The organism is Candidatus Krumholzibacteriia bacterium (assembly GCA_035268685.1).
In the GTDB taxonomy this organism is placed as follows: domain Bacteria; phylum Krumholzibacteriota; class Krumholzibacteriia; order JAJRXK01; family JAJRXK01; genus JAJRXK01.
Genome location: DATFKK010000006.1, coordinates 69316 through 92276 on the forward strand (window position 1 = coordinate 69316; position 22961 = coordinate 92276).

At 69.5% G+C, this 22961-nt stretch carries 15 protein-coding genes and 2 tRNA genes; 13 read left to right on the forward strand and 4 right to left on the reverse strand.

Annotated elements, in window-relative coordinates:
- Window position 1: 1 nt before the first annotated feature.
- Window positions 2-598: a penicillin-binding protein activator LpoB gene (locus tag VKA86_00675; protein ID HKK69700.1), complete on the reverse strand. Its 597-nt coding sequence runs from the start codon at window positions 596-598 to the stop codon at window positions 2-4.
- Window positions 599-730: 132 nt separating this feature from the next.
- Here VKA86_00675 and VKA86_00680 point away from each other — a divergent pair, with 132 nt between their 5' ends.
- The 10 genes from VKA86_00680 (at window position 731) to VKA86_00725 (ending at window position 13172) form a co-directional block, all read left to right on the forward strand.
- Window positions 731-1513 carry an enoyl-CoA hydratase-related protein gene (locus tag VKA86_00680; GenBank protein HKK69701.1) on the forward strand — a complete coding sequence of 261 codons (783 nt, stop codon included), beginning with the start codon at window positions 731-733 and terminating at the stop codon, window positions 1511-1513.
- Window positions 1514-1595: 82 nt separating this feature from the next.
- Window positions 1596-1680: transfer RNA gene (locus VKA86_00685), tRNA-Leu, on the forward strand.
- 37 nt (window positions 1681-1717) lie between these two features.
- Complete coding sequence (tig, locus tag VKA86_00690) at window positions 1718-3097, forward strand: trigger factor (protein ID HKK69702.1); 1380 nt, start codon at window positions 1718-1720, stop codon at window positions 3095-3097.
- Between the two features lie 3 nt (window positions 3098-3100).
- The gene (gene clpP, locus VKA86_00695) at window positions 3101-3727 is read left to right on the forward strand and encodes an ATP-dependent Clp endopeptidase proteolytic subunit ClpP (protein HKK69703.1); all 627 of its coding nucleotides are present in this window, start codon (window positions 3101-3103) and stop codon (window positions 3725-3727) included.
- A 159-nt stretch (window positions 3728-3886) separates the two neighbouring features.
- Window positions 3887-5143 (forward strand): ATP-dependent Clp protease ATP-binding subunit ClpX, encoded by a 1257-nt coding sequence (gene clpX / locus VKA86_00700; GenBank protein HKK69704.1) that lies wholly within the window; start codon window positions 3887-3889, stop codon window positions 5141-5143.
- Window positions 5144-5360: 217 nt separating this feature from the next.
- Window positions 5361-7784 carry an endopeptidase La gene (lon, locus tag VKA86_00705; protein ID HKK69705.1) on the forward strand — a complete coding sequence of 808 codons (2424 nt, stop codon included), beginning with the start codon at window positions 5361-5363 and terminating at the stop codon, window positions 7782-7784.
- Window positions 7785-7793: 9 nt separating this feature from the next.
- The gene (gene yihA / locus VKA86_00710; GenBank protein HKK69706.1) at window positions 7794-8420 is read left to right on the forward strand and encodes a ribosome biogenesis GTP-binding protein YihA/YsxC; all 627 of its coding nucleotides are present in this window, start codon (window positions 7794-7796) and stop codon (window positions 8418-8420) included.
- Between the two features lie 138 nt (window positions 8421-8558).
- Entirely contained in the window at window positions 8559-9008 is a 450-nt protein-coding gene (locus tag VKA86_00715) for a hypothetical protein (protein HKK69707.1), read from the forward strand.
- Window positions 9009-9132: 124 nt separating this feature from the next.
- Complete coding sequence (locus VKA86_00720; protein HKK69708.1) at window positions 9133-10422, forward strand: adenylosuccinate synthase; 1290 nt, start codon at window positions 9133-9135, stop codon at window positions 10420-10422.
- Window positions 10423-10694: 272 nt separating this feature from the next.
- Window positions 10695-13172, forward strand: a complete 2478-nt coding sequence (locus tag VKA86_00725) for a serine/threonine-protein kinase (protein HKK69709.1) — start codon at window positions 10695-10697, stop codon at window positions 13170-13172.
- Here the strand turns inward: VKA86_00725 and VKA86_00730 are convergent, their stop codons facing one another.
- Window positions 13173-13703, reverse strand: a complete 531-nt coding sequence (locus VKA86_00730) for an ECF-type sigma factor (protein ID HKK69710.1) — start codon at window positions 13701-13703, stop codon at window positions 13173-13175. It lies immediately after the preceding gene.
- 401 nt (window positions 13704-14104) lie between these two features.
- Here VKA86_00730 and VKA86_00735 point away from each other — a divergent pair.
- Both VKA86_00735 and VKA86_00740 read left to right on the forward strand, forming a co-directional pair.
- Window positions 14105-14180 (forward strand) — tRNA-Lys (locus VKA86_00735).
- Between the two features lie 114 nt (window positions 14181-14294).
- Window positions 14295-18149 (forward strand): two-component regulator propeller domain-containing protein, encoded by a 3855-nt coding sequence (locus tag VKA86_00740; GenBank protein ID HKK69711.1) that lies wholly within the window; start codon window positions 14295-14297, stop codon window positions 18147-18149.
- Between the two features lie 86 nt (window positions 18150-18235).
- Here the strand turns inward: VKA86_00740 and VKA86_00745 are convergent, their stop codons facing one another.
- Complete coding sequence (locus tag VKA86_00745) at window positions 18236-20059, reverse strand: hypothetical protein (protein ID HKK69712.1); 1824 nt, start codon at window positions 20057-20059, stop codon at window positions 18236-18238.
- Between the two features lie 456 nt (window positions 20060-20515).
- Between VKA86_00745 and VKA86_00750 the strand changes: the two genes are divergently transcribed.
- Window positions 20516-21898, forward strand: a complete 1383-nt coding sequence (locus VKA86_00750) for a hypothetical protein (protein ID HKK69713.1) — start codon at window positions 20516-20518, stop codon at window positions 21896-21898.
- Here the strand turns inward: VKA86_00750 and VKA86_00755 are convergent.
- Window positions 21873-22961: radical SAM/SPASM domain-containing protein (locus tag VKA86_00755; protein ID HKK69714.1), on the reverse strand; the 1089-nt coding region annotated here is incomplete at its 5' end. The genes VKA86_00750 and VKA86_00755 overlap by 26 nt on opposite strands.

The following is a 22961-nucleotide window of genomic DNA, read 5'->3' on the forward strand; positions in this document are numbered from 1 at the left end:
ATCAGAGCTCGATGAACTTCTTGTGCTTCTTCCCGCCGATCCAGACCTTCTCGTTGGTCTCGATCGAGGTCAGCTCCAGGTCCACCTGGTAGAAGACGACCCGCTCGCCGCCCTCCTGGTCGGTGATCTTGTTGATGGTGCCCAGGAGCATGAAGTCGGCGCCGACCTCGCGGCCGAAGGCCTTGACCGTCTCGGGACTCGAGAAGTCCTGCTGGTCGGCCCGCTCGTCGCGCAGCTGCTCGCGCTCGGTGCTGCTGGCCACCACGCGCACCCGACCGCTGTTCACGAAGGCACGCTCCATGTCCTTGGTGAAGGTCTCCACGGCGATGAACTCGTCGGTGCGGTTGCGCACGATCCCCACGATCACGGTCGGGCGATCGGTGTGGGTGGCCTCGAAACGGGTGATCCAGGGCGCGGTCAGGGCGTCGGCGATCACTTCCTCGCTCACCAGGCGCGAGTCGGTGTCGTTCCAGTTCCCGCTGAGGTCGACCTGGGTGTCGGTGTCGATGCGCTGGACGGTGCGACCCCCGCAGGCCGACAGACCGAGCGCGAGGACGGCCAGGGTGGCCAGGGGGATCAGACGACGGACGACGGTCATGGGCAATGCCTCCGGCACGGTACGGGGGACGACGGCAGTTGCGCATCCAGGGCGCTGTGCTATCGAGAGGACGCCGCATTCTCCCCGTAGAACCCCGGAACGGCAAGCCCGGTTCCCAGCCCGAGGACCACGATGGAACTCCGCAATCTCCGCTGCGAGACCGACGACGGAATCGCCGTCGTCACCCTGGATCGGCCCAAGGCCCTGAACGCGCTCGACACCGAGACGCTGCGCGAGCTCGACGGGCTGCTCGACCAGCTGGCCGCCGACGACACGGTCCGCGTGCTGATCCTGACCGGAGCGGGGGAGAAGGCTTTCGTCGCCGGGGCCGACATCAAGGAGCTGTCCGAGCTCAGCCCTCTCCGGGCGCGTGCCCACGCCGCCTTCGGGCAGGCCGTGTTCTCGAAGCTCGAGTCGCTGGGCAAGCCCTCGATCGCCGCGGTCAACGGATTCGCCCTGGGCGGGGGCCTGGAGTTGGCCATGGCGTGCACGCTGCGCTTGGCCAGCGAGAAGGCGAAGCTCGGTCTGCCCGAGATGACCCTCGGTCTGATTCCCGGCTTCGGCGGGACCCAGCGACTGTCGCGTCTGGTGGGGCAGGGGCATGCCCGGTTCCTGGTCCTGACCGGCGGCATGATCGACGCCGAACACGCCGGCCGGATCGGCCTGGTGAACGACGTGGTCGCCCCCGAGGCCCTGATGGACCGTGCCCGTGAGCTGGCGACCCAGCTCGCCGGGTTCAGCGCGGCGACCCTGCGTCTGGCCGAGCAGACCGTACGGCAGGGGGCCGAGATGGCCTTCGACGAGGCCCTGGCCTACGAGGCCGCTCAGTTCGGTGTGGCCGCCTCGACCGGCGACGCGAAGGAGGGCATGGCCGCCTTCGTCGAGAAGCGCAAGCCGGAGTTCCGGGGCCACTGAGACCCCCTTCGGCGGCCGCGGACCGTGCTTGACCGCCGTGGGGGGCATACCTAGCCTGTGGCCCCTGCTCTCGGCAGGTCTCGCGCGAGTGGCGGAACTGGCAGACGCGCTGGATTTAGGTTCCAGTGGGGAAACCCGTGGGGGTTCGAGTCCCTCCTCGCGCACCAGCTCTCGTCGTCCCTTCCTTTTCGAAAAGGTCCGAGAATGACCGAAACGTCCCAGGTCCGCATCGATCTCGAGGAGGCCGAGAGCTTCCAGCGGGTGGCGCACGTCACCGTCGAGACCGAGCACATGGAGAAGCTGCGTGACCGGGTCGCGCGCAAGCTGGCCAAGAAGGTTCGCATGGACGGCTTCCGCCCGGGCAAGGTCCCGGTGCGCGTGGTCCGTCAGCAGATGCCCGGCGCCGTCGAGCAGGACGCGCTCGAGGAGCTCGTCCCGGAGGTCTACAAGCAGATCCTCGACGAGCACGACGACCTGCACCCGATCGCCGACCCGCGCGTCGAGAACTTCGACATGGGCGAGGGGCAGCCGATCACCTTCGACCTGGCGATCGAGGTCCGGCCCGACGTGGACATCACCGGGCTCGAGGCCGTCGAGGTCACCCGCTACCTGCCGCCGGTGACCGACGACCGCGTCGACGATGCGCTGAAGGACCTGGCCGAGCGCCACGCCACCTGGCACGAGCTCGACGAGGGCGCCGCCGAGGAAGGCGACGCGGTGCTCATGGACATGGTTCCGCTCGACGACGAGAAGAACCCCGTCGAGGACGAGCGCGTCGACGACCAGGCGGTCCTGGTGGGTGGCGACGGCAACCTGCCCGAGATCAATGCGGCGCTGGTGGGCATGCAGGTGGGCGAGGAGACCGACGTCGAGGTCAACTACCCCGTGGACTTCCCCAACGAGGAGCTGCGCGGATCCATCCGGACCCTGCGGATCGAGGTCAAGGAGATCCGCCGCAAGGACACCCCGGAGCTCGACGACGACTTCGCGAGGGAGCACTCCGACAAGGAGACCCTGGACGAGCTGCGCGAGGACGTGCGCGAGCGCATGACCAAGGGTGTGCAGCGCGAGAGCGACCGGCAGGTCCGCGACGCCATCGTCGACCGGCTGCTGGCCATCAACACCCTGCCCGTGCCGCCCAGTCTGGAGCAGCGCTACCTCGACGCCATGCTCCACGACGCGATCCACCGGCAGCAGGGCGGCGATCCCGACGACCACGACCACGACATCACCGACGAGATGCGCGAGCAGTTCGCCGAGGCCTACCGCCCGGTGGCACAGCGCGCGGTGCGCAAGATGATCCTGGTCGACAACCTGCGCCGACAGAACGACGTGAAGGCCACCGACGAGGAGCTCGAGACCCGGCTGGCCGAGTTGGCCGAGGAGCAGGGAACCAGTCCGGAGCAGATGCGTTCCCTGATCGAGCGAGCCGGCAACCTGGACCGGCTGCGCGGGGACCTGGAAGAAGACAAGGTCTTCGACCTTCTCGAGGAGAAGGCGACGATCACCGTGAAGGAAGAGCTGCCGCCCGCGCCCGAGTCGGTGACGACGCAGCAGCAGGACGAAGTCAACGTCAAGGAGTGACAGATGCTGGTTCCGATGGTCGTCGAGCAGACCGGTCGTGGCGAACGCGCCTACGACATCTACAGCCGTTTGTTGAAGGATCGGATCGTCTTCATCGGTTCGCCGATCGACGACAACGTCAGCAACCTCGTGATCGCCCAGCTGCTGTTCCTGCAGGCCGAGGATCCCGAGCGTGACATCTATCTCTACGTGAACAGCCCGGGCGGTTCGGTCACGGCCGGTCTCGCGATCTACGACACCATGCAGTACATCAGCAACGACGTGGCCACGATCTGCATGGGCATGGCCGCGAGCATGGGCGCCGTCCTGCTGGCCGCCGGCACCAAGGGCAAGCGCAGCTGCCTGCCGCACAGCCGGGTCATGATCCACCAGCCGCTGGGCGGAAGCCAGGGCCAGGCGGCGATGATCGAGATCTACACCAAGGAGATCCTCTCGACCCGCGAGCGGCTCTACCAGATCCTGGCCGATCACACCGGCCAGTCGCTCAAGAAGATCGCCAAGGACTGCGACCGCGACTTCTTCATGTCGGCCACCGAGGCCAGCGAGTACGGCCTGGTCGACAAGGTGATCGAGAAGCGCAGCGACGGCTCCGGGCCGTCCCACGAGGGCGGGTCCGGGTCGGAATCGTGAGCAACGGGCCCGGACGGGTGGCCGTCGGGCCCCGATCGGTGTAGTGTGCGATCGTGCCCGGAATGGATCTCCGGGCCACTTCGACTCCCACCCCTCCGTACGGGAGGGGCGGAGCCAACCCCGAGGCTCCCCAAGCGCGCGGGGGCGGGAAGTGCCACCATGAAGTCTCGCAAGGGCACACCCCAGGTGATCAAGTGCTCGTTCTGCGGGCGCGGACAGGACGAGGTCGCCAAGCTGGTGTCCGGCCCGTCGGTCTACATCTGCAACGAGTGCATCAAGCTCTGCAACGACATCCTCGAGGACGAGCTGCCGGCGGTCAACGCGCTCGAGACCAAGGACTTCCCCAAGCCGGCCGACATCAAGCAGCTGCTCGACGCCTACGTCGTGGGTCAGGAGTCGCCGAAGAAGACCCTGGCCGTTGCGGTGTACAACCACTACAAGCGGATCAACCACCGCCGCGACGCAGACGACGTCGAGCTCGACAAGAGCAACATCCTGCTGGTCGGATCCACCGGGACGGGGAAGACGCTGCTGGCCCAGACGCTGGCGCGCATTCTCAAGGTGCCGTTCGCGATCGTCGACGCCACCGCCCTGACCGAGGCGGGCTACGTGGGTGAGGACGTCGAGAACATCCTCGTCAAGCTCCTGCAGGCGGCCGACTACAACCTGGCCGCCGCCGAGCGCGGGATCGTCTACATCGACGAGATCGACAAGGTCAGCCGCAAGAGCGACAACCCGTCGATCACGCGCGACGTCTCCGGCGAGGGCGTGCAGCAGGCCCTGCTCAAGCTGCTCGAGGGCACCGTGGCCAACGTGCCGCCGCAGGGTGGGCGGAAACACCCGCAGCAGAAGTACCTCGAGGTCGACACCAAGGACATCCTGTTCATCTGCGGTGGGGCCTTCGAGGGCCTCGACCGGGTGATCAAGCAGCGGATCGGCGAGAAGATCCTGGGATTCGAGCACGCCGACCAGAAGCCCGACCGGCTCGACCGCGGGCGCATCCTGAGCAAGCTCGACCCGAGCGACCTCATGAAGTACGGGCTGATCCCCGAGATGGTGGGGCGGATGCCGGTCATGTGCTCGCTGCAGGAGCTCGACGAGGAGTCGCTGGTCCGGATCTTGACCGAGCCGAAGAACGCGCTCACGCGCCAGTACGAGAAGCTCTTCGAGATGGAGGGCGTGGAGCTGGTGTTCGAGCCCGACGCCCTGCGGGCGGTGGCCCGGCGGGCGATCGACCGGCGCACGGGCGCGCGGGGTCTGCGGGCGATCCTCGAGGAGCTGATGCTCGAGCTCATGTACGAGATCCCGTCGAGCAAGGAGATCCTCCGCGTGGTGATCACGCGGGAGACGCTGGAGGACGGTGTCAGCCCCGACATCTACACCGACGGCGACCAGATCTACGTGAAGCAGGCCTGATCCAGGGACTCCACGGTGCCGCGGCGGCGACCCGCTTCCCCGCCGTCGCCAATGGCCCCGCGCAGTCGGCCCCGGGACGCACAGCCCCGGGGCCGACTGTGTGTCCACCGAACCGACTGTCCCTTGTCCGGCCCCGGGGGCCGCGTTAAGGTGCCGCCGCGCCGCGGGATCCGCCCCGCGGGGCCGTGCTGCACCGTTCTCCGTCCGACGAGCTGCGATGACCGAGGACCGACTCTTCGACGACCGATCCGACGTGCCACCGCGTCAGCTTCCGTTGCTGCCGCTGCGCGACGTGGTGCTCATGCCCGGGGCCGTCGTGCCCCTGCTCGTGGGGCGCGAGCGCAGCATCCGCAGCCTGGAGATCGCCACCGATCACCACAAGCTGCTGGCCGTGGCCACCCAGCGGCACGGAGAGGTCTCCGATCCCATCGGCGAAGACCTCTTCGACGTGGGCACCGTTGCCCGGGTCCACCAGATGCTGCGGCTGCCCGACGGCACCACCAAGATCCTCGTCGAGGGTCTGCATCGGGTGACCGTCGACCGGGTGCTCGACGTCGACGATCACCTCGAGGCCCGACTCACCGTGCTCCTGAGCGACGACGTCGACACGGCCGCCGACACCGAGACGGTCGCCCTGTCGCGGCAGCTGGCCGAGACCTTCGACGAGTACGTGCACCTGCAGCCGCGGCTGCCCGACGAGGTGGCGCGGACGGTGGCGCAGACCGAGGAGATCTCCCGCCGGGCCGACGCCGCGGCGGCCTACCTGCTGATCCCCGCCGCCGAGAAACAGAAGCTGCTCGACGAGATCGGGGTCGAGGCGCGAACCCGGGCCGTGATCGGCCTGCTGCGCCGCGAGATCGAGATCCTGCGGGTGGAGGAGCGGCTCGAGGAAGAGGTCAAGGACCAGATCGAGGTCGGCCAGAAGGAGGCCTATCTCACCGAGCGCATGCGGGCGATCCGCAAGGAACTCGGGTACGGCGAGGACGACGACGACGAGGTCGAGGAGTACCTCGAGAAGATCGAGTCGGCCGACATGAGTGACGAGGCCCGTGAGGTCGCGCACAAGGAGATCACGCGCCTGGCGAAGATGCCTCCCATGTCGCCCGAGAGCACCGTCATCCGCCACTACCTCGACGTGCTGGTGGGGCTGCCGTGGAACGCGCGCAAGCAGCAGACGCTCGACACGCGACGGGTGAAGCGACAGCTCGACGCCGATCACCACGGCCTGGAGAAGGTCAAGGAGCGCATTCTCGAGTTCCTGAGCGTGATCAAGCTCAGCGGCGACGTGCAGGGAACCATCCTGTGCCTGGCGGGCCCACCGGGAGTCGGCAAGACCAGCCTGGGCCGCAGTGTGGCCGAGGCCATGGGCCGCGACTTCGTGCGCGTCTCGCTGGGCGGCATGCGCGACGAGGCCGAGATCCGCGGCCATCGGCGCACCTACATCGGGTCGCGTCCGGGCCGCATCCTCGACGGCCTTCGCCGCGCCGGCACGCGCAACTGCGTGTTCCTGCTCGACGAGATCGACAAGCTGGGCAGCGACTTCCGCGGCGATCCGAGCAGCGCACTGCTCGAGGTGCTCGATCCCGAGCAGAACAAGAACTACAGCGACCACTTCCTCGAGGTGCCCTTCGACCTCGGCGAGGTGTTCTTCATCTGCACGGCGAACGACGTGCACGCCATTCCGCCGGCGCTCGAGGACCGCATGGAGATCCTGCGTCTGCCGGGCTACCTCGAGCACGAGAAGGTGGCGATCGCCAAGGAGTTCCTGTTGCCACGGTTGCGGAAGAGCCACGGGCTGAATCGAACGCGCTTCGAGATCGCCGAGCCCGCGATGCAGGACGTGATCGGTCTGTACACGCGCGAGGCGGGCGTGCGGTCGCTCGAGCGCCAGTTGGCCACGATCTGCCGCAAACTCGCCCGGCGGAAGGCCGAGCGGAGGCCGATCCCGCGCCGGATCCAGCGGGCCAACCTGCACAAGTTCCTGGGTCCGCCGCAGTACCTGCGTCGCATCGTCGACCGCGAGCCCGAGGTCGGGGTGGTCACCGGCCTCGCGTGGACCAGCACCGGCGGCGAGATCCTCGAGATCGAGGTCTCCATGCTGCCCGGTCAGGGCAAGCTGCTGATCACCGGCAACCTACGGAAGGTCATGGAGGAGAGCGCACGCGCTGCGCTCAGCTACGCTCGCAGTCTGGTTCCCGCGAGCGCCGACGTGGTGAAGAAGCACGACATCCACATCCACGTGCCCGAGGGCGCCGTGCCCAAGGACGGTCCCAGTGCGGGTATCGCCATGGCGACGGCGCTGGTCAGCGTGCTCACCGGGCGCAAGGTCCGCCGCGAGGTCGCCATGACCGGCGAGGTCACGCTGCGCGGGAAGGTGTTCCCGATCGGTGGGCTGCCCGAGAAGGCCGTGGCGGCCCAGCGCGCCGGCTGCACCGACATCGTGATTCCCGACGAGAACGAGAAGGACTACCGCGAGCTGTCCGAGAACGTGCGCAAGGGCCTGAACTGGCACCTGGTGCGCCGCATGGACGACGTGCTCGACCTGGCCCTGATGCCGGCCGAGCGGCGGGGCCGCCGTCCCGGGGTGAAGGGCGAGTCGTCGGCGTCGGACGGTCCGGCCGCGCCGGGAGGGCCCCACTAGGGGCCGGCCATGGGAAAGCGCCAGCTCGACGTGCAGCTCACGCACTTCTGCGCCACGCTCGAGGAGTGCCCGCGGCGGCCGGCACCCGAGATCGCTCTGTCCGGCCGCAGCAACGTGGGCAAGTCCTCGCTGGTGAACCTGCTCGTGCGGCGCCAGAAGCTGGCCTACACCAGCAAACAGCCCGGCAAGACACGGGTCTTCACCTATTACGAGGTCGACGGGCGCTGGAACCTGGTCGACATGCCGGGGTACGGCTACGCGAAGGTGGGCGGCGCCGAGCGCAATCGGTGGCTCGCGCAGGCCCGGCGCTACTTCGCCCAGCGCGAGCAGCTGGCGGGCGTGATCCAGCTGATCGACCTGAAGGTGGGGCCCACCCCCGACGACCGGGCGCGCCTGCGCGAGCTCGTGGCGGCGGGACGGCCGCTCTGCCTGGCGATGACCAAGAGCGACAAGATCGCGCGGAGCAAGCGCGAGGCGGCCGTGCGCGAGCACCTGCAGGCCCTGGACCTGGCCCTGCCGGCCGACACGGCCGTGGTGGTCACCTCGGCCTCCGAACGCTTCGGGCACGACGAACTGCTGGCCTGGGTCGAGGACGTTCTCGACACGGACGGGAACGACGCTCCGTCCGTGGATTGACGATGCTGTCGCGGAGGTCTATCGTTGAAGAGCGTCGACGCTCGGCGGAGACCGCCTGCACGATTCCACGGCATGATTCGTGCGCGCTCCTCGTCGGCTCCCCCGGTTCGCCTGCGGGCGGAAGTGAGAGACGCACCGATGCACGGCTCCTGGCTCCGTACGCTGAGTGCCCTGACGGCGGCCGCGTGGCTGCTGTCCGCGTCCACGGCCGCGGCGACCCCGGAAGCCCAGGCGAAGATCCCGCCCAACGATTTCGGCTGTACGGCCTGCCACGCCAGCGGCGATGCGACGCCCGAGACCGTGCCCGCGGCCGCGGCGTCGAGTCTCACGTCGTTCGGCGAAGACTGGTTGCAGCTCGCGAACGACGAAGCGCGGCGTCTGTGGTCGGAGATGGCCGACATGAACTCCGACGACGACGGCTGTTCGAACGGCTGCGAGCTGGGTGACCCCGACGGGGAGTACCTGCCCGACGCCAACGGCGAGTTCGACGCCTGCGCCCCGGGCGACCCGAACGTCGAGGACTGTGCCCTGCCCATCAACGAGGGCAGCTGGTCCACCCTCAAGTCCCTCTTCGGCGAGCGGAACTGAGCTCTTCCGCCGACGGGCGTCGCACTGGACGCGACCGCCCTTCCCGACTACCCTTTGGGGCCGTGTCCGCCGCTGGGACGTCCTGTCCGAGCGGCGGTTCCCTTTGCGTGGAGGGGCCGCAACCATGAAGCCCACCAACGTGATCCTGGGCTGCCAGTGGGGCGACGAGGGCAAGGGCAAGGTCGTCGACCGGATGGCCGAGCACGTCGACCTGGTCGTGCGTTTCCAGGGTGGCGCCAACGCCGGGCATACCGTCTATGTCGGCGACGAGAAGTTCGTCCTGCACCTGCTTCCGACCGGCGTACTGCGGGACGGTGTGCAGTGCCTGCTCGGGCCGGGCATGGTCGTCGATCCGTGGACACTGGTCGAGGAGATCGACGAGCTGTCCCGGCGGGGGATCGACGTGGAGCAGCGGGTGCGCGTGGCCGGTTCGGCCCAGCTCGTGATGCCCTACCACCGTCGCTTCGACGAGCTCCGCGAACAGTCGCTCGCCAGCAAGAGCATCGGGACCACGGGTCGCGGAATCGGCCCGGCCTACGAGGACAAGATGGCCCGCCTGGGCCTGCGCGTGGCCGACCTCACGCGTCCCGACTCGAGCCTTCGGCGCCTGGTGATCGAGAAGGTCCTGCGCGCGAACCGTCTGCTGGCCGAACGCCACGACGCCCCCGCCATGGCCAGCGAGGCCCTGGCCGACGAGGTGCTCGAGCACGCCGAGCGCCTGCGGCCGATGGTCGTGAGCGCCTACGAATTCCTCGATCCCGTGCGCCGTGGCCAGTGGACCACGATGCTCGAGGGCGCTCAGGGCGCGCTGCTCGACGTCGACCACGGCACCTTCCCCTTCGTCACCGCGAGCAGCTGCACCGTCGGCGGCGCGATCACCGGCACGGGTCTGAGCCACCGCGTGATCGACAGCGTGTTCGGCGTGTTCAAGGGCTACGGCACGCGCGTGGGCAACGGTCCCTTCGTCACCGAACTGCACGGCGAGGAGGCCGAGGACCTTCGCAGCCGCGGCTCGGAATTCGGCGCCACCACCGGGCGCCCGCGACGCTGCGGCTGGTTCGACGCCGTGGCCGGCCGCTATGCCACCGAGATCAATGGTCTCGACCAGGTCGTCCTGACCAAGCTCGACGTCCTCAGCGGGATCGACACGCTGAAGATCTGCACTGCCTACGAGCACGAGGGCGCGCAACGCGACCACTTCCCGAACTGGGTCGAGGTCCTGGAGAAGTGCAAGCCGGTATACGAAGAGATTCCCGGTTGGTCGGAGGACATCGGTGCGGTGACGTCCTGGGACGATCTGCCCGCGAACTGCCGCGCCTACGTCGAGCGACTGGGCGATCTGCTCGGCACCCCCGTCACCGTCGTGAGCAACGGCCCCACCCGCGATCACTGGATCGAGCGGCCGGTGGGCTGACGCGGGGCTCCGGTGTCGATGGATCCGCGAGCTCCTGTTGCACCCGCCATGGCATCGCCCGCCTCGATCCGGGTGCACGATCGTCGGATCCACCGTTCCCCGGCCCGCTGCTGATCCGGGTCTGATCCCGTTCCGGATTCCGGAACGCGGAGCCGGGGCGCGTGCTATACTCCCGCCGGCTTTCGCGCCCCGTACCGTCCCGTTTCCGTCCGACAGCAGCGCCCGACATGACGATCTCGGCTCCTGATCACCGACGTGTACGTGACGTCTTCGTGCGAGCACTCGATCTGCCCGCGGATCGCCGCGTGGCCTTCGCGCGACGTGTCCTGGCCGATCGGCCCGATCTGGCCGCGGAGGCCGCCACTCTGCTGGCCGGCGCCGACGACGTCGAACCGGGATCCGTCTCGGAGCAGGATCCGTTGTCGGGGGATCGTCTCTGGGCCGAGCCATTGCTGGCCCGGGAGCGTCTGGGAGACTATCGCGTGTTCGGTCTGCTCGGGCGCGGGGCCATGGCCGTGGTCCTGCACGCCGAGCACCTGCCGACCGGCCGTGAGGTCGCGCTGAAGCTGCTGCCTCCGGGCACCGGGTCGAAGCCCATGCGCGAACGGCTCGAGCGCGAGGGCCGGATCCTGCGCTCGCTCCGCCACCCGTCGTTGGCGCGCTGCCGTGACACCGGGCTGGTCGACACGGCCGAAGGGCTGCGGCCCTACCTGGCCCTCGACTACTTCCCCGGCCGGCCGTTGCTGGAGTGGGTCCGCGACGCGCAGCCCGATCGGACGCGACGGCTCGACGTGCTGGCGCGGATCGCCGATGGCGTGGCCCACGCCCATGCCCGCGGAGTCGTCCATCGCGACCTCAAACCCGGCAACGTGCTGGTCGACGCGCACGATCGCGTGTGCGTGCTCGACTTCGGGGTGGCACGGATCCTCGAGCCCACGGCGGCCTGCGATCCGACCCTGACCCAGCACGGTCAACTGATCGGGACGCTCCGCTCCATGAGCCCCGAGCAGGCGCGGGGCGACTCCGCGGCGATCGGTCCGGCCACCGACGTCCACGCGCTGGGTCTGCTGGTCTTCGAGGTCCTCACCGGACACAGGCCGTACGCGGTGCCGGCGAACGTGGGAGAGGCGTTGTCGGCCATCGTGCACGCCGTGCCGGAGCGGCCCGGCCGCGTCGATGCTTCGCTCCCGGTCGGAATCGACCGGATCTGTGCGGGCGCGCTGGACCGCGATCCGCGGGAGCGGACGCCCGAGGCCGCCACGGTGGCGCAGGATCTGCGCACGGTGCGGGACGGAGGCCGCGTGCCGATCCGGCGCGGGCGCTGGCGACGTCTGCGGCGCCGGCTGCGGCGGCCGGTCGCCGCAGCAGCGCTGCTCCTGACCGTGGCCGTGCTCGGAGTGGCGGTCGGCGTGCAGCACGTGGCGGTCGATCCCGCGATCGAGATGCAGCGCGCACGGAGTGCGATCCAGGACGCGGACAAGCGGATCCACGCGAGCGAACGCACCGAGGCAGGACTGCGCGACGCCGTCGCATTGCTGCACGATGCGCGCGACCGCCTCGACCGGGCGCCGAACGCTCCCGCGGGGGCCGAATGGCAGCGTTTCCTGCAATGGAGGCTGGGTGAGGCGCACTACTTCCTGGGCGCGATGACCCGGGACCGCACCGAGTACGCCGATGCCCTCGCGGCCTGGGAGCTGGCCGGACGCTTCGACCCCGGGCGGCGCGGGCTCGACGAACTCGATCCCTCCGATGCGATGACGGGGCACATTCGAGACATCAACGTCGCGCGCACACGACAGGGAGCGGGGCTGGCGCTGGCTGCCCTGGCCGCGTACCGCGAACCCCGGCAGATGTGGTCGCGCTCGCTCCGGGTGCGCGACGAAGCGCTCGCGTTGCTCGCCAGCGAACAGCACGGCCGCCCCGCGAGCGCCGCCGAACTCGAGCTGGGTCATCGCGACCTGCAGCAGGGCTATGCCCGCAACGAAGTCGGCGAGAGCAAGATCATGCTCGGATCGATCGACGGGGACCTCGACACGGTGGAGTCCGGTCTCGGGGACCTGCACTTCGTGCAGCGGCACGCCCTTCTCCACCGGGATCCCTACGCCAGGGCCTCCCTGGAGTTCAACCTGGGGCGTGGTCACGCGATCCGGGCCGAGCTGACCGGCGACCGCGACGACCTCGAGGCCGCCGAGGTCTGGCTGACACGATCGCTCGAGCAGCGGTCGCCCACGCGGAGCCTCGCGGCCCACGTCGCGAGCCAGACGTGGTTGATGCGTGTCGATCGGCAACGGGCCCAGCGCGCCGAAGACCTCGAACAGGCCCGCCGGTGGCACGAGCGGGTCCTTCGCCGCGGGAAGCGTCTGATCGACACCCTGGGCGATCGTCTGCATCCGCACGACCGGGGCCGGGTGGCCCTGGTGTTGGCCGGCCTCGAGATCGACGCCGCCATGCGGGGCGAGGGGCCGTGCCTGTGGAAGGCCGAGCGCTGGTTCACCGAGGCCGGAGTTCGCCTGAGCCGCGTCGACACGCCCGTCGATCACGCCCACCTGCTCTACGAACGCGCCCGTCGCGAGCGCGCGCGCTTGGCCGTGGGCCGCGAGACCCCCGCGCGGGCAGCGCGGCAGGCCGAGCGGCTCTTCGCGGCCTTGACCGACCTCGTCCCGCCCGGCCAGTTCCCGAGCCTCCACGCCCGTGTCCACGACGAGCGGTCGTGGTGGTCGGCGCAGACCACCGTCCGATCCGACCGGTGATCAGGCCGTGGGACCGGCTTCTTCCAGCCGCGCGCGGAGCCACTGGCGCGCGAAGGCCCACTGCTTGCGGACCCACCGCGACGAGCGGCCCATCTCCTCGGCGATCTCCTCTTCGGTCATCGACGCGAAGAAGCGCATCTGCGTGATCATGGCCGCGTCGTCGTCCACGCGCGTCAGGCGTTCCAGCAGATCGTTCAGGATCAGCGCGCGGTCCAGGCCCTGGTCGTTCAGCGGAAGCGATTCGTCGAGCTCGACCCGGATCCAGCCTCCGCCGCGCTTGTCGCGTCCGCGGGCGCGTGCGTGGTCGACCAGGATGTGCCGCATGGCTGCGGCGGCCACGGCGAGGAAGTGCGCGCGACCGTGGAACGTCCCCGATCCGTCGGGACCCAACCGGAGATAGGCCTCGTGGACCAGGGCCGTCGGGCTCAGGGTGTGGTCGACGCGTTCCTTCGAGAGCGCGCGTCGGGCCTGGCCGAGCAGCTGTTCGTAGAGTTCCGGGAACCCCTCGTCCCCGGTCGGTGAGAACCGCACCTTCGGCGTTCCCCGGCGCGAGGATGGGAGCCTTCGCCGCCACGGACCCTACGTCCCCCACGGGGCCGGGTCAAGTCGGCGGGCCCAGAGGGGGGGTGCCCCCAGGTGGAAAAGATGTTCCGGTCCCGGCGGCCGTTGTCGCTTGACCGGGTACAGGAGGGCGCACGCCCCGGCTCTCGGTGCACTCGCATCGAGCGAGCCCACGATGTGAACCCCCACCCCTCGTTCCGCGCCGTCGGTCGGGAGCCGGATGGCAGAGGGCGAGGGGTGGGGTCTTCCATTCCTCTTCACGATGAGCGTCCCGACGGCGTCCGGGCCGGATCCCGGCGGTCGGCGGCCGGCAAGGATTGCGTTAGAGTGTCTGCCCGGCGCTCCGCTGCCGCCCGGCGGTCGGACGGGGTGGGCCTCTAGCTCATCAGGTAGAGCAGCAGACTTTTAATCTGCCGGTGCAGGGTTCGAGTCCCTGGGGGCCCACCAGTGCGCCTTGGTCCACGACTTGCAGAACCCCGCGCGACCGGTTCGCGCCCACGCCGCGTCACCCGTGGGAGCCAGAACGCGGCGTGACAATTCGCCGGTCGACGGGAGGGCGTCTTGGTCCCGATATCTCGCCCCGGGCGCGCGTGGATGGCGTGCGCACTGGTGGTCGTCGTATCGCTCGCGACGGCCGGGCAAGTCCTTGCCCAACAACGGACGTTCCAGCTCTGGACCGGCGACGACGGTCTGTCGCAGCTCTCCGTCCGGTCGCTCCACCAGGACCGCGATGGGTACCTGTGGATCGGTACCCAGGCCGGCCTGAACCGCTTCGACGGTGAGCGGTTCGAGACTTTCGATACCCGGAACGGACTGCCCAACGACTGGATCAATGCGATCGACCAGGCGCCGGACGGGTCGATCTGGGTCGGGACCAATCATGGCGTCGCCCGTATCCACCCCGGCGGCCGGGTCGACGCTCCGGGGTTCGCGCTGAGCGCGGTGTCCGATCTCGCCATCGACGCGCTCGGTGTGGTGTGGGTGGGCACGGGAGACGGTCTGCGTCGGATCGACCACGCAGGGCTGCGGGCCATGGGGCCCAACGCCGGTCTGACGCCCGCACCGGTGGCGGCGGTCGCCTTCGACGCGCAGGGCGCGCTGCTGATCCTGTTCCGCGACGGGACGCTGCAACGGCGCGAACCCGGCGGGCACGTCGAGACCTTCGAGACGCCGGCCGTGGACGTCGGCGCAGGTCGTGATCTGCTGGTCCGATCGAACGACGAGATCTGGGTGTCGCGATCCAAAGGCGTGGTCGTGTACGACGACCGGCGGGTCGCGCGCACGTTCCGGGCCGGAGCCGACCTGCCGCGGTCGACGCTCGCCGATCTGGCCGAAGGCCCCGACGGCACGGTGTGGCTCGGCACGCGGGATCTCCTGGTGGTGTTCGACGGCGGTCGGCCGCGCACGATCGGACCCGATCAGGGCCTGCCCTTCTCATCGGTCACGCCTGTCCTCGTCGACCGCGAGGGGCTGCTCTGGGTGGGCGGCTTCGGGGGATTGGCGGTCTTCCACGGTCGCGCCTTCGCGAACTACACCGAGGCCGAAGGACTTCCGTCCAGCAACGTCCGGCCTGTCGTTCGCACCCACGACGGAACCCTCTGGGCGGGGACGGTGCGCGGGCTGGCCCGCCTGCGCGGCGACCGCTTCGAGTCCGTCGACCTGCCAGGTGACCACCGACGGTTGTGGGTCGTGTACCTGTTGGAGGATCGCGACCACCGGCTCTGGGCGGCCACCAACCGTGGCCTGTTCCGTCGCGATTCCGAAGGATGGGAACACGTTTCGACCGGTGTCGGAAATCGATGGGCCGACCAGATCGTCCAGGCCGCCGACGGCTCGATCTGGGTCGCCCACCGCGATTCCCCTCCGCAGCGCAGCCCCGACGGCGAACACTTCGAGTCGGTGATCGTGCCGGGCGAGAGTTACGGCAACGGCCGGTTGCTCGCGCATTCCGACGGGTCGGTCTTCTACACCGGTCTGCGCGGACTGTCGCGTCATCACGAGGGCAAGTGGACGACCTGGACCGTGGCCGACGGCCTTGCCGCTCCCGAACCCTACTACCTGTGCGAGGGCCCCGACGGAGACGTGTGGTTCGGGTACCACTCGTCGATGGGCGTCACCCGTTTCGATGGCGAGAGCTTCCGGAACTACTCCGTCGAGGACGGTCTGACGAACCCTGCCGTCTACTCGCTCGGCGTGGATCTCGACGGCGACCTGTGGATCGGCACCGCCCGCGGGGTCGACCGCTTCGACGGGGAACGTTTCGTGAACTACGGCAAGCCCGAGGGCTACGGCAGCGCCGAGTCGAACGCCGGGGGCTTCTGGCGCGACGACGACGGCACGCTCTGGTTCGGCACGGCCGAGGGACTGACGCGCTATCGGTCCGACCTCGACGTCGTACGCACGCGTCCGCCGACGGTGCACCTCGAAGAGGTGCGGCTCGGGGGTGACCGCATCATGCACGGAGCCTCGGTCGACGCCGACCGCCGGGATCTCGCGGTACGTATGGCGTGCACCAGCTACGACCCACGCCGGCGGATCGACATGCGCTACCGTCTGCGGGGTTACAGCGACGACTGGCACCTGCTCTCCGAACCCGAGGTCCACGTGCGCAACCTCGCTCCGGGCGACTACCGGCTCGAGGTCCAGGCCCGACGCTACGGCGGCCCGTGGTCGTCGTCCGAATCGATGGCGTGGTCGATCACGCCTCCGTTCTGGCAGCGTGCCTGGTTCGTCCTGGTCGTCACCCTGCTGTTGTTCGCGGCCGCTCGTGGCGTGCACCAGCTACGCGTCGTCGAGATGAAGCGTCGCAACCGGGTGCTGCAGGAGCAGGTCGCCGCGCGCACGTCGGAGCTGGCCCACAAGAACGAGGTGCTGCAGAAGGCCCTGGGCGAACTGCAGCACACCAAGCACGAGCTCGAAGACGCGAACAGTCGCCTGGTCGAGGCGAGCCGGGCCAAGAGCCGGTTCCTGGCCAACATGAGCCACGAGATCCGCACGCCCATGAACGGCGTGATCGGCATGACCACCCTGCTGACCGAGACGGACCTCGACGACGAGCAGCGTGAATTCGTGGACATCGTCCGGCGCAGCAGCGACGCGCTGCTCGACATCATCAACGACATCCTGGATTTCTCGAAGATCGAAGCCGGCCGGCTGGAAATCGAGCACCGGCCCTTCGAATTGCGCGCCTGCATGGAGGACGCCGTCGACGTCGTCGCGACGCGCGCGTGGGAGAAGGATCTCGACGTCGTCCTGTTCGTGGATCCGACCCTGCCCTCGTCGTTCCTCGGTGACGTGACGCGGTTGCGGCAGGTGGTCGTGAACCTGCTGGGCAACGCGGTGAAGTTCACCGAGGAAGGTCGTGTCGGCGTGACCGTCGAGTCGGGAACCACGGACGGCGAGATCCGTGTGGCCGTGCACGACACCGGGATCGGGATCGACGAGGCCACGGCCGAATCCCTGTTCGATGCCTTCTCGCAGGCTGATGCCTCGACCACACGGCAGTTCGGCGGCACGGGCCTGGGGCTGGCCATCTGCAAGCAGCTGGTCGAGACCATGGAGGGGTGCATCGAGGCCACGGGCACGCCGGGCGAGGGTTCGGTGTTCCGGTTCACGGTCCGGCTCGGTGTCGATCCGGCCCCCGTGTCGAGCGTGTTCGCCACGACCGAAGGCCTGCAGGACGTCCACGTCGGCGTCGTCGAGGACGACGACCTGGCCTTCGACGCCGTCCGCGCGATGGGCGAGGCCTTCGGGGCGCGCGTCACGCGCGTGGCTCCCGACGAGGTCGCTCCCGGAGCAGGGTTCGACCTGTGGATGGTGGATCGCAGCCTTCCCGCCGACCGCATTCCCGGCGACGTGCCCGCCGTACGCTGCGTGCGCGCCACCGAGCGCCCGCGCGATGCCTCGCACGCCTACGTGCTCGAGCCCGTGAAGGCGCGCGGCCTGGCGCGGGCGTGGGCGAGCGCATTGAACGGTGACACCAGAGACCACACCCTGCCGGAGACGGCGACGCACGAACGTGCGGCGGGATCCGGCCGCGTGCTCGTCGCCGACGACAACGCCGTCAATCTGAAGGTCACGGCCCGCATGCTCGCGAAGATGGGTCTCGACCACGACTGCGTCGACGACGGCGAGGCCGCTCTCGAGGCGCTCCGGCAACGGCACTACGACCTGGTGCTGATGGATGTCCGGATGCCGCGGATCGACGGTCTCGAGGCGACCCGCCGCATTCGCGAGGAATGGCCCGAGAACGAACAGCCGGTGATCGTGGCGGTCACCGCCGCCGACTCCGAGGAGGAACGGCAGCGGGTGCTGGCGGCCGGATGCGACGGGTTCCTGGGCAAGCCGCTCCGCATGGAGCGCCTGACGGACGTCGTGGAGCAGTGGGGTGTCGGGGCGGTGAGCGCAGTTCGGTGATCGCATCGATCGCCCCCGACGACCGCCCACCGACGATCACACCTCGACGAAGACACCCCGACGATCACGCCTCGACCAGGACACCCCTACGACCAGGTCGACAGCTCCTCCCGGATCACTTGATGGATCTCCAGCAGTCGGCGCTGTCCCTTGCCCTTGCCGCCGACCGCGCGTCCCACGCGGGCGATCAGCACGTCGCCGCGGCGAAGGCTCGTTCGTGAGAGATCGTGCCCCGGCAGGCGGATCGGAGACCCGGTTCGGTCGCTCGTGTCGCGCAGCCACAGACGATCGCGCTCGAAGCGCTGCACCGAGTACTCGTAGCCGCTGCCCCACGGCAGGTCGACGTCGCCGACTTCGGGGGTCTCTTCGACCGCTTCGTCCGGGCGGGTGGCCTCGACGGCCGCGAAGAGCTGCTGGACGGCCCGGATGCAACGCGAGCCGTCTTCGTGTGCGAGGTCGACCGGCACCAGCAGATAGGGGGCGGCGTTCGCGTAGAGGGCCTTCTCGCGGACCAGCCACTTGACGAAACCGCGCAGTGCGCGGCGGCCGTTCTGGATCCGGTTCCGCCAGTTCGGAAGCGGCACGAACATGGTCATGCGCACGTGGTCGGCGATGCCCGCGGCGAGGGTCTCGCAGCCGAGGATCGCGCTCGCCGGTCCGGCGTCGTCGGGAAGGGTGTGGCGCCACGTGAGGTCGATCGTCTCGAACAGATCGGTGAGCGCGGCGCGGTCCTTGTCGACGGTGGCCAGGCTCACCGTCTTCGAACGATGGCTCAGGTACTCCCGCCCCAGCGCACGCAGCGACAGTCCGGAACCGTAGTCGTCGAACTCGCGGGCCCCGCGCAGGGCGCGCGCGGGCGCGGACAGTTCCAGGAGCAGCGGTTCCGCCCCGGCCTCGGCGATCTCGAACTCGGCCACGTGACCGTGCAGTCCGCTGAAGGTCGCTCCGCGCAGGTGCTGTTCGGTCATCTGCGCCAGGGTGCTGGCGAGCAGGTCCAGTTGCCGCACCTGCTGCTCGGAGCAGGCGGCCGGACCCTCGCCGCGGAGGTTGGCCATGGGCAGGAAGTATCGTCCGTCGCGTGTGGTCCAGCCGTCGGCCGCGAGCTGATCGGCCAGGCCGGTGTCGAGGTCCGCGGGTCCGAAGGTGTTCACCACGGCGTGCGAAGGGAAGTGCTCCAGGCCCGGGCGTTCGTCGGTGTCGTCGGCGACCGATTGCGACAGGCGCCAGGCCGCCATCGAGGCGAACAGCATGAGTCCCACCGAACCGTCGGGGCCGCGCACGAGATGCGCGATGGCATCGGGGAGTCCGACGGCGGGGCACTCGACCCCGATCAGGTGGAACGCGGGATCGACCGTTCCCCACGGGTCGGCGTCGAGCAGCCACTGCATGGAGTTGGCGAAGCGCTGGCGCAGGTTGTCGTCGAGCTCGGGGACGCGCGGTGGCATGGTCGCCGACAGATCGGGTCCTTCGGCGCCGGGCTCGCCGCCCATCCACGCGGCGAGCGAATCGCCGGCTCGCTGGGCCTCCGGCGTCGGTCCGATCGTGCATGCGATGTCGGCCCGCACCGAGCGGGCGAGCCCGACGAGCGAGGGATCGCCGACCACGATCGATGCCCGGACCGGCGGGGATTGTTCGTCGTCGAGCAGCTCGGCCAGCGCTTCGCGCAGCGAGCCTCGCGCGACGTCGAGCGCGCGGTCGGCGTCGGCCCCGTGCGGCGGCTGGTCGAGGGGAACGTCGGCGGGGATCACGGTGTGGGCGAGGATCCGCCCGTCCGGATGGGCCCAGAGCAGCGCGTTCCAGCGACGGCCCGGATGTTCCTCGACCGAGATGTCGAGTTCGGTGAGCGCGCCCTGCAGGGTGACCGTGTTCGCGCGGCGGTAGCGGTCGAGGGGGATGATGTCGTCGGTCATGGCGATCGGACCGGAGGCGCGGGACGGGAGGTGTGGGACGTGAGCTGTGGGATCCAGGCGGCGGGACGCCGGTCGGGAATCTACACGAAACCGGGGGCAGGGGTCCATGGCGCGCCTCGGGACGCGGGGTCGGGCTCTCCGGTGCCGGGATCGGGGTTCTCCTGCCCCGGGCGAGCGGCTAGACTGCTGCGGGTCCCGCTCCGCGGGAACGACCCCGGCGCTGGATCGTCGGCCCGTCCCGTGCACGGACCGGGCGGTCGACCCGCGGTCGGCGGTGGAATGCGCCCCCGGATCCGGCACTGCGCGAGGATCGTCTGGATGCGAACGGTGAAACGACACCGGACCGTGGTCCCGAGGACTCTGCGCCCGGTCGGTCCTCGGCCCGACCGTGATCGATCCTGCGCGTCCGATCGACCGCTTCCGCGGTGGAAGTGGCGGGGCGTCGGATGCGCCGTGGTGCTCGCGGCGACCCTGCTCGGCGCCTGCGGCGGTCCTCCGTCCCCCGACCTGAAGACCCTCTACGGTCGGGCGGCCAGGACCCACGACGACCTGCGCAATCCGGTGATCCTTATTCCCGGCCTCATGGGTTCCCGCCTCGCCGATGCCGACGGAGCCACCGTGTGGGGCCGGCTGCGCGACTCCGACGCGGCCGACCCCAACCATCCCGACGGCGCGCGCCGCTTCGCCCTGCCCATGGCCGAGGGGGTGCCGCTGTCGGCCCTGCGCGACTCGGTGCGCGCCGTGGGCCCACTCGACAAGCTCGAGATCGAGATCATGGGCATGGCGATCGCCTTCGACGCCTACGTCGACATCCTCGACGCGCTCGGCGTGGGCGGGTACCGCAGCCGTCGGTCCAGCGAACCCGGCGACCTGGATTACGGCCCCGACCATTTCACCTGCTTCGAGTTCGACTACGACTGGCGCCGAAGCAATGTGGACAACGCGCAGCGCCTGCACGCGTTCATGACCGAACGCAAGAGGGAGGTCGAACGCGAGATCGAGCAGCGCTACGGCGTGACCGACCACGAGGTGCGCTTCGACATCGTTGCGCACTCCATGGGTGCGCTGTTGACGCGCTACTACCTGCGCTACGGCGACACGCCGTTGCCCGCGGAGGGAGAGGTTCCGCCCCCGACCTGGGCCGGCGCCGAACTCGTGGAGCGTGCCGTGCTCGTGGCCCCGCCCAACGCCGGCGCGCCGCAGGCCCTGCAGGATCTCCTGCACGGCAAGGATCTCGGGTTCCTGCTCCCGCACTACCAGCCGGCACTGCTCGGGACCCTGCCGTCGGCCTACGAGATGCTGCCGCGGCCGCGCCACCGCCGGGTCGTGGACGGAGCCGACGAACCCATCGACGCACTGTACGACATCGACACGTGGAACGAGCGCGGGTGGGGCCTGGCCGATCCGGGGCAGGACGAGGTCTTGCGACGATTGCTGCCCGAGGTCGAGGACGCGTCCGCACGCCGACGGATCGCCCTCGACCACCTCGAGAAGTGCCTGCGCAACGCCGAACGCTTCGCCCTGGCACTGGACCGGCCGGCATCTCCTCCGCCGGAGCTGCGCATCGATCTGATCGCCGGTGACGCGCACCCCACACCCAGCCGCGTGCGGATCGTCGACGGCGAGATCGAGATCCTGGATCGCGCCCCGGGCGACGGCACGGTCCTGCGCGCCAGCGCGCTCATGGACGAGCGCGTGGGTGGCGAGTGGCAGACGCGATTGGTGTCGCCGATCGCGTGGCAGCAGGTGGTGTTCCTCACATCGTCGCACATCGAGCTGACGCAGGACCCGGCGTTCATCGACAATCTGTTGTTCACGTTGATGGAGGCGCCGAGGTAGGGGGCAGAGGCCGCTTGCTCCGGAGATCCACCCGTGTCGACCGTACGCTCGTCACGCCGCACTGGTCACAAAGGTCGAGTCCCTGACGCAGGATCTTCCGCTGCATGGAGCGGCCGCGGTCGCCGTTCCACACCTGCAGCAGGCCGCCGTCGCGTTCCACATTGCCGAGGACGTTCGCGCCGTCGGTGTCGAAGCAGCACGAGATGAGATCGCCGTTCCACGCGAGCTGGGTCTCGTTGAACGCGAACGAGCAGAAGCCGGGGCGTAGCTGCGCCTGTCCGTTCTGGTCGTCGCGGTACTGGCGGATGGCCGACGACGTGGGCAGGTACCGGTCCTTGAGGGCCGACACGTCCTCGTCGAAGTAGTCGTTCACGCAGGCGGGCTTCAGGTCGACGGCATCGACGCCGACCCGCTCGGCGTAGTCGACGACGTCGTCGATCTCGGACTCGTTGTGGCGGAACACGACGAACTGAAGAACGATCCTCGTGGAAGCGCTCCGGCGCCGCTTCTCGTCGACGAGGCGTTCGAGGTTGGTCTTGACGTCCGACAGCGTCGTGCCGTCCCGGTAGTTGCGGTACTGTTCGTACGTGGCGGGCGTCGTGCCGTCGAGCGAGAAGAGGATCTCCGTGGGTTCGGCGTCGAGGATGTCGGATGCGCGATCCCGTGTGCCGTTCGTGCCCACCAGGACCTGGGCGCCGTGACCCCGCGCGATGCGGACGAGATCCGGGAGCCGCGGGTGAAGGAAGGGTTCGCCCGCGAAGTTCATGATGACCATGCGAACCCGAGGACCGACTTCGTCGATCACGCGCGCCAGGAGGCCCGGATCGAGCATGCCGACGTCACGGTCCATGGTGCGGGCACCAACGGGGCACAAGGGGCACTTGCCGTTGCAGGCGTTGGTCGGTTCGACCATCAGGACGCGCGGGCAGCTCATGAGCCCGGTGGCCGGCGCGACCAGGCGGAGGGCCGCGTCACGCAGCGGACGAGGGGTGCGGGCGAGCGTGCGGTCGCTCGCGCGGTAGAGGTCGCGGATGCCGATCATGGGGTTGCCTTTCTCGTGCGG

Bases quoted from the DNA above. Each gene is read 5' to 3' on its own strand.
- yihA (HKK69706.1), top strand. From the start codon at position 7,794: ATGGGAAAGCGCCAGCTCGACGTGCAGCTCACGCACTTCTGCGCCACG.
- tig (HKK69702.1), top strand. From the start codon at position 1,718: ATGACCGAAACGTCCCAGGTCCGCATCGATCTCGAGGAGGCCGAGAGC.
- VKA86_00715 (HKK69707.1), top strand. From the start codon at position 8,559: ATGCACGGCTCCTGGCTCCGTACGCTGAGTGCCCTGACGGCGGCCGCG.
- lon (HKK69705.1), top strand. From the start codon at position 5,361: ATGACCGAGGACCGACTCTTCGACGACCGATCCGACGTGCCACCGCGT.
- VKA86_00675 (HKK69700.1), bottom strand. From the start codon at position 598: ATGACCGTCGTCCGTCGTCTGATCCCCCTGGCCACCCTGGCCGTCCTC.
- clpP (HKK69703.1), top strand. From the start codon at position 3,101: ATGCTGGTTCCGATGGTCGTCGAGCAGACCGGTCGTGGCGAACGCGCC.
- VKA86_00680 (HKK69701.1), top strand. From the start codon at position 731: ATGGAACTCCGCAATCTCCGCTGCGAGACCGACGACGGAATCGCCGTC.
- VKA86_00745 (HKK69712.1), bottom strand. From the start codon at position 20,059: ATGACCGACGACATCATCCCCCTCGACCGCTACCGCCGCGCGAACACG.
- clpX (HKK69704.1), top strand. From the start codon at position 3,887: ATGAAGTCTCGCAAGGGCACACCCCAGGTGATCAAGTGCTCGTTCTGC.
- VKA86_00720 (HKK69708.1), top strand. From the start codon at position 9,133: ATGAAGCCCACCAACGTGATCCTGGGCTGCCAGTGGGGCGACGAGGGC.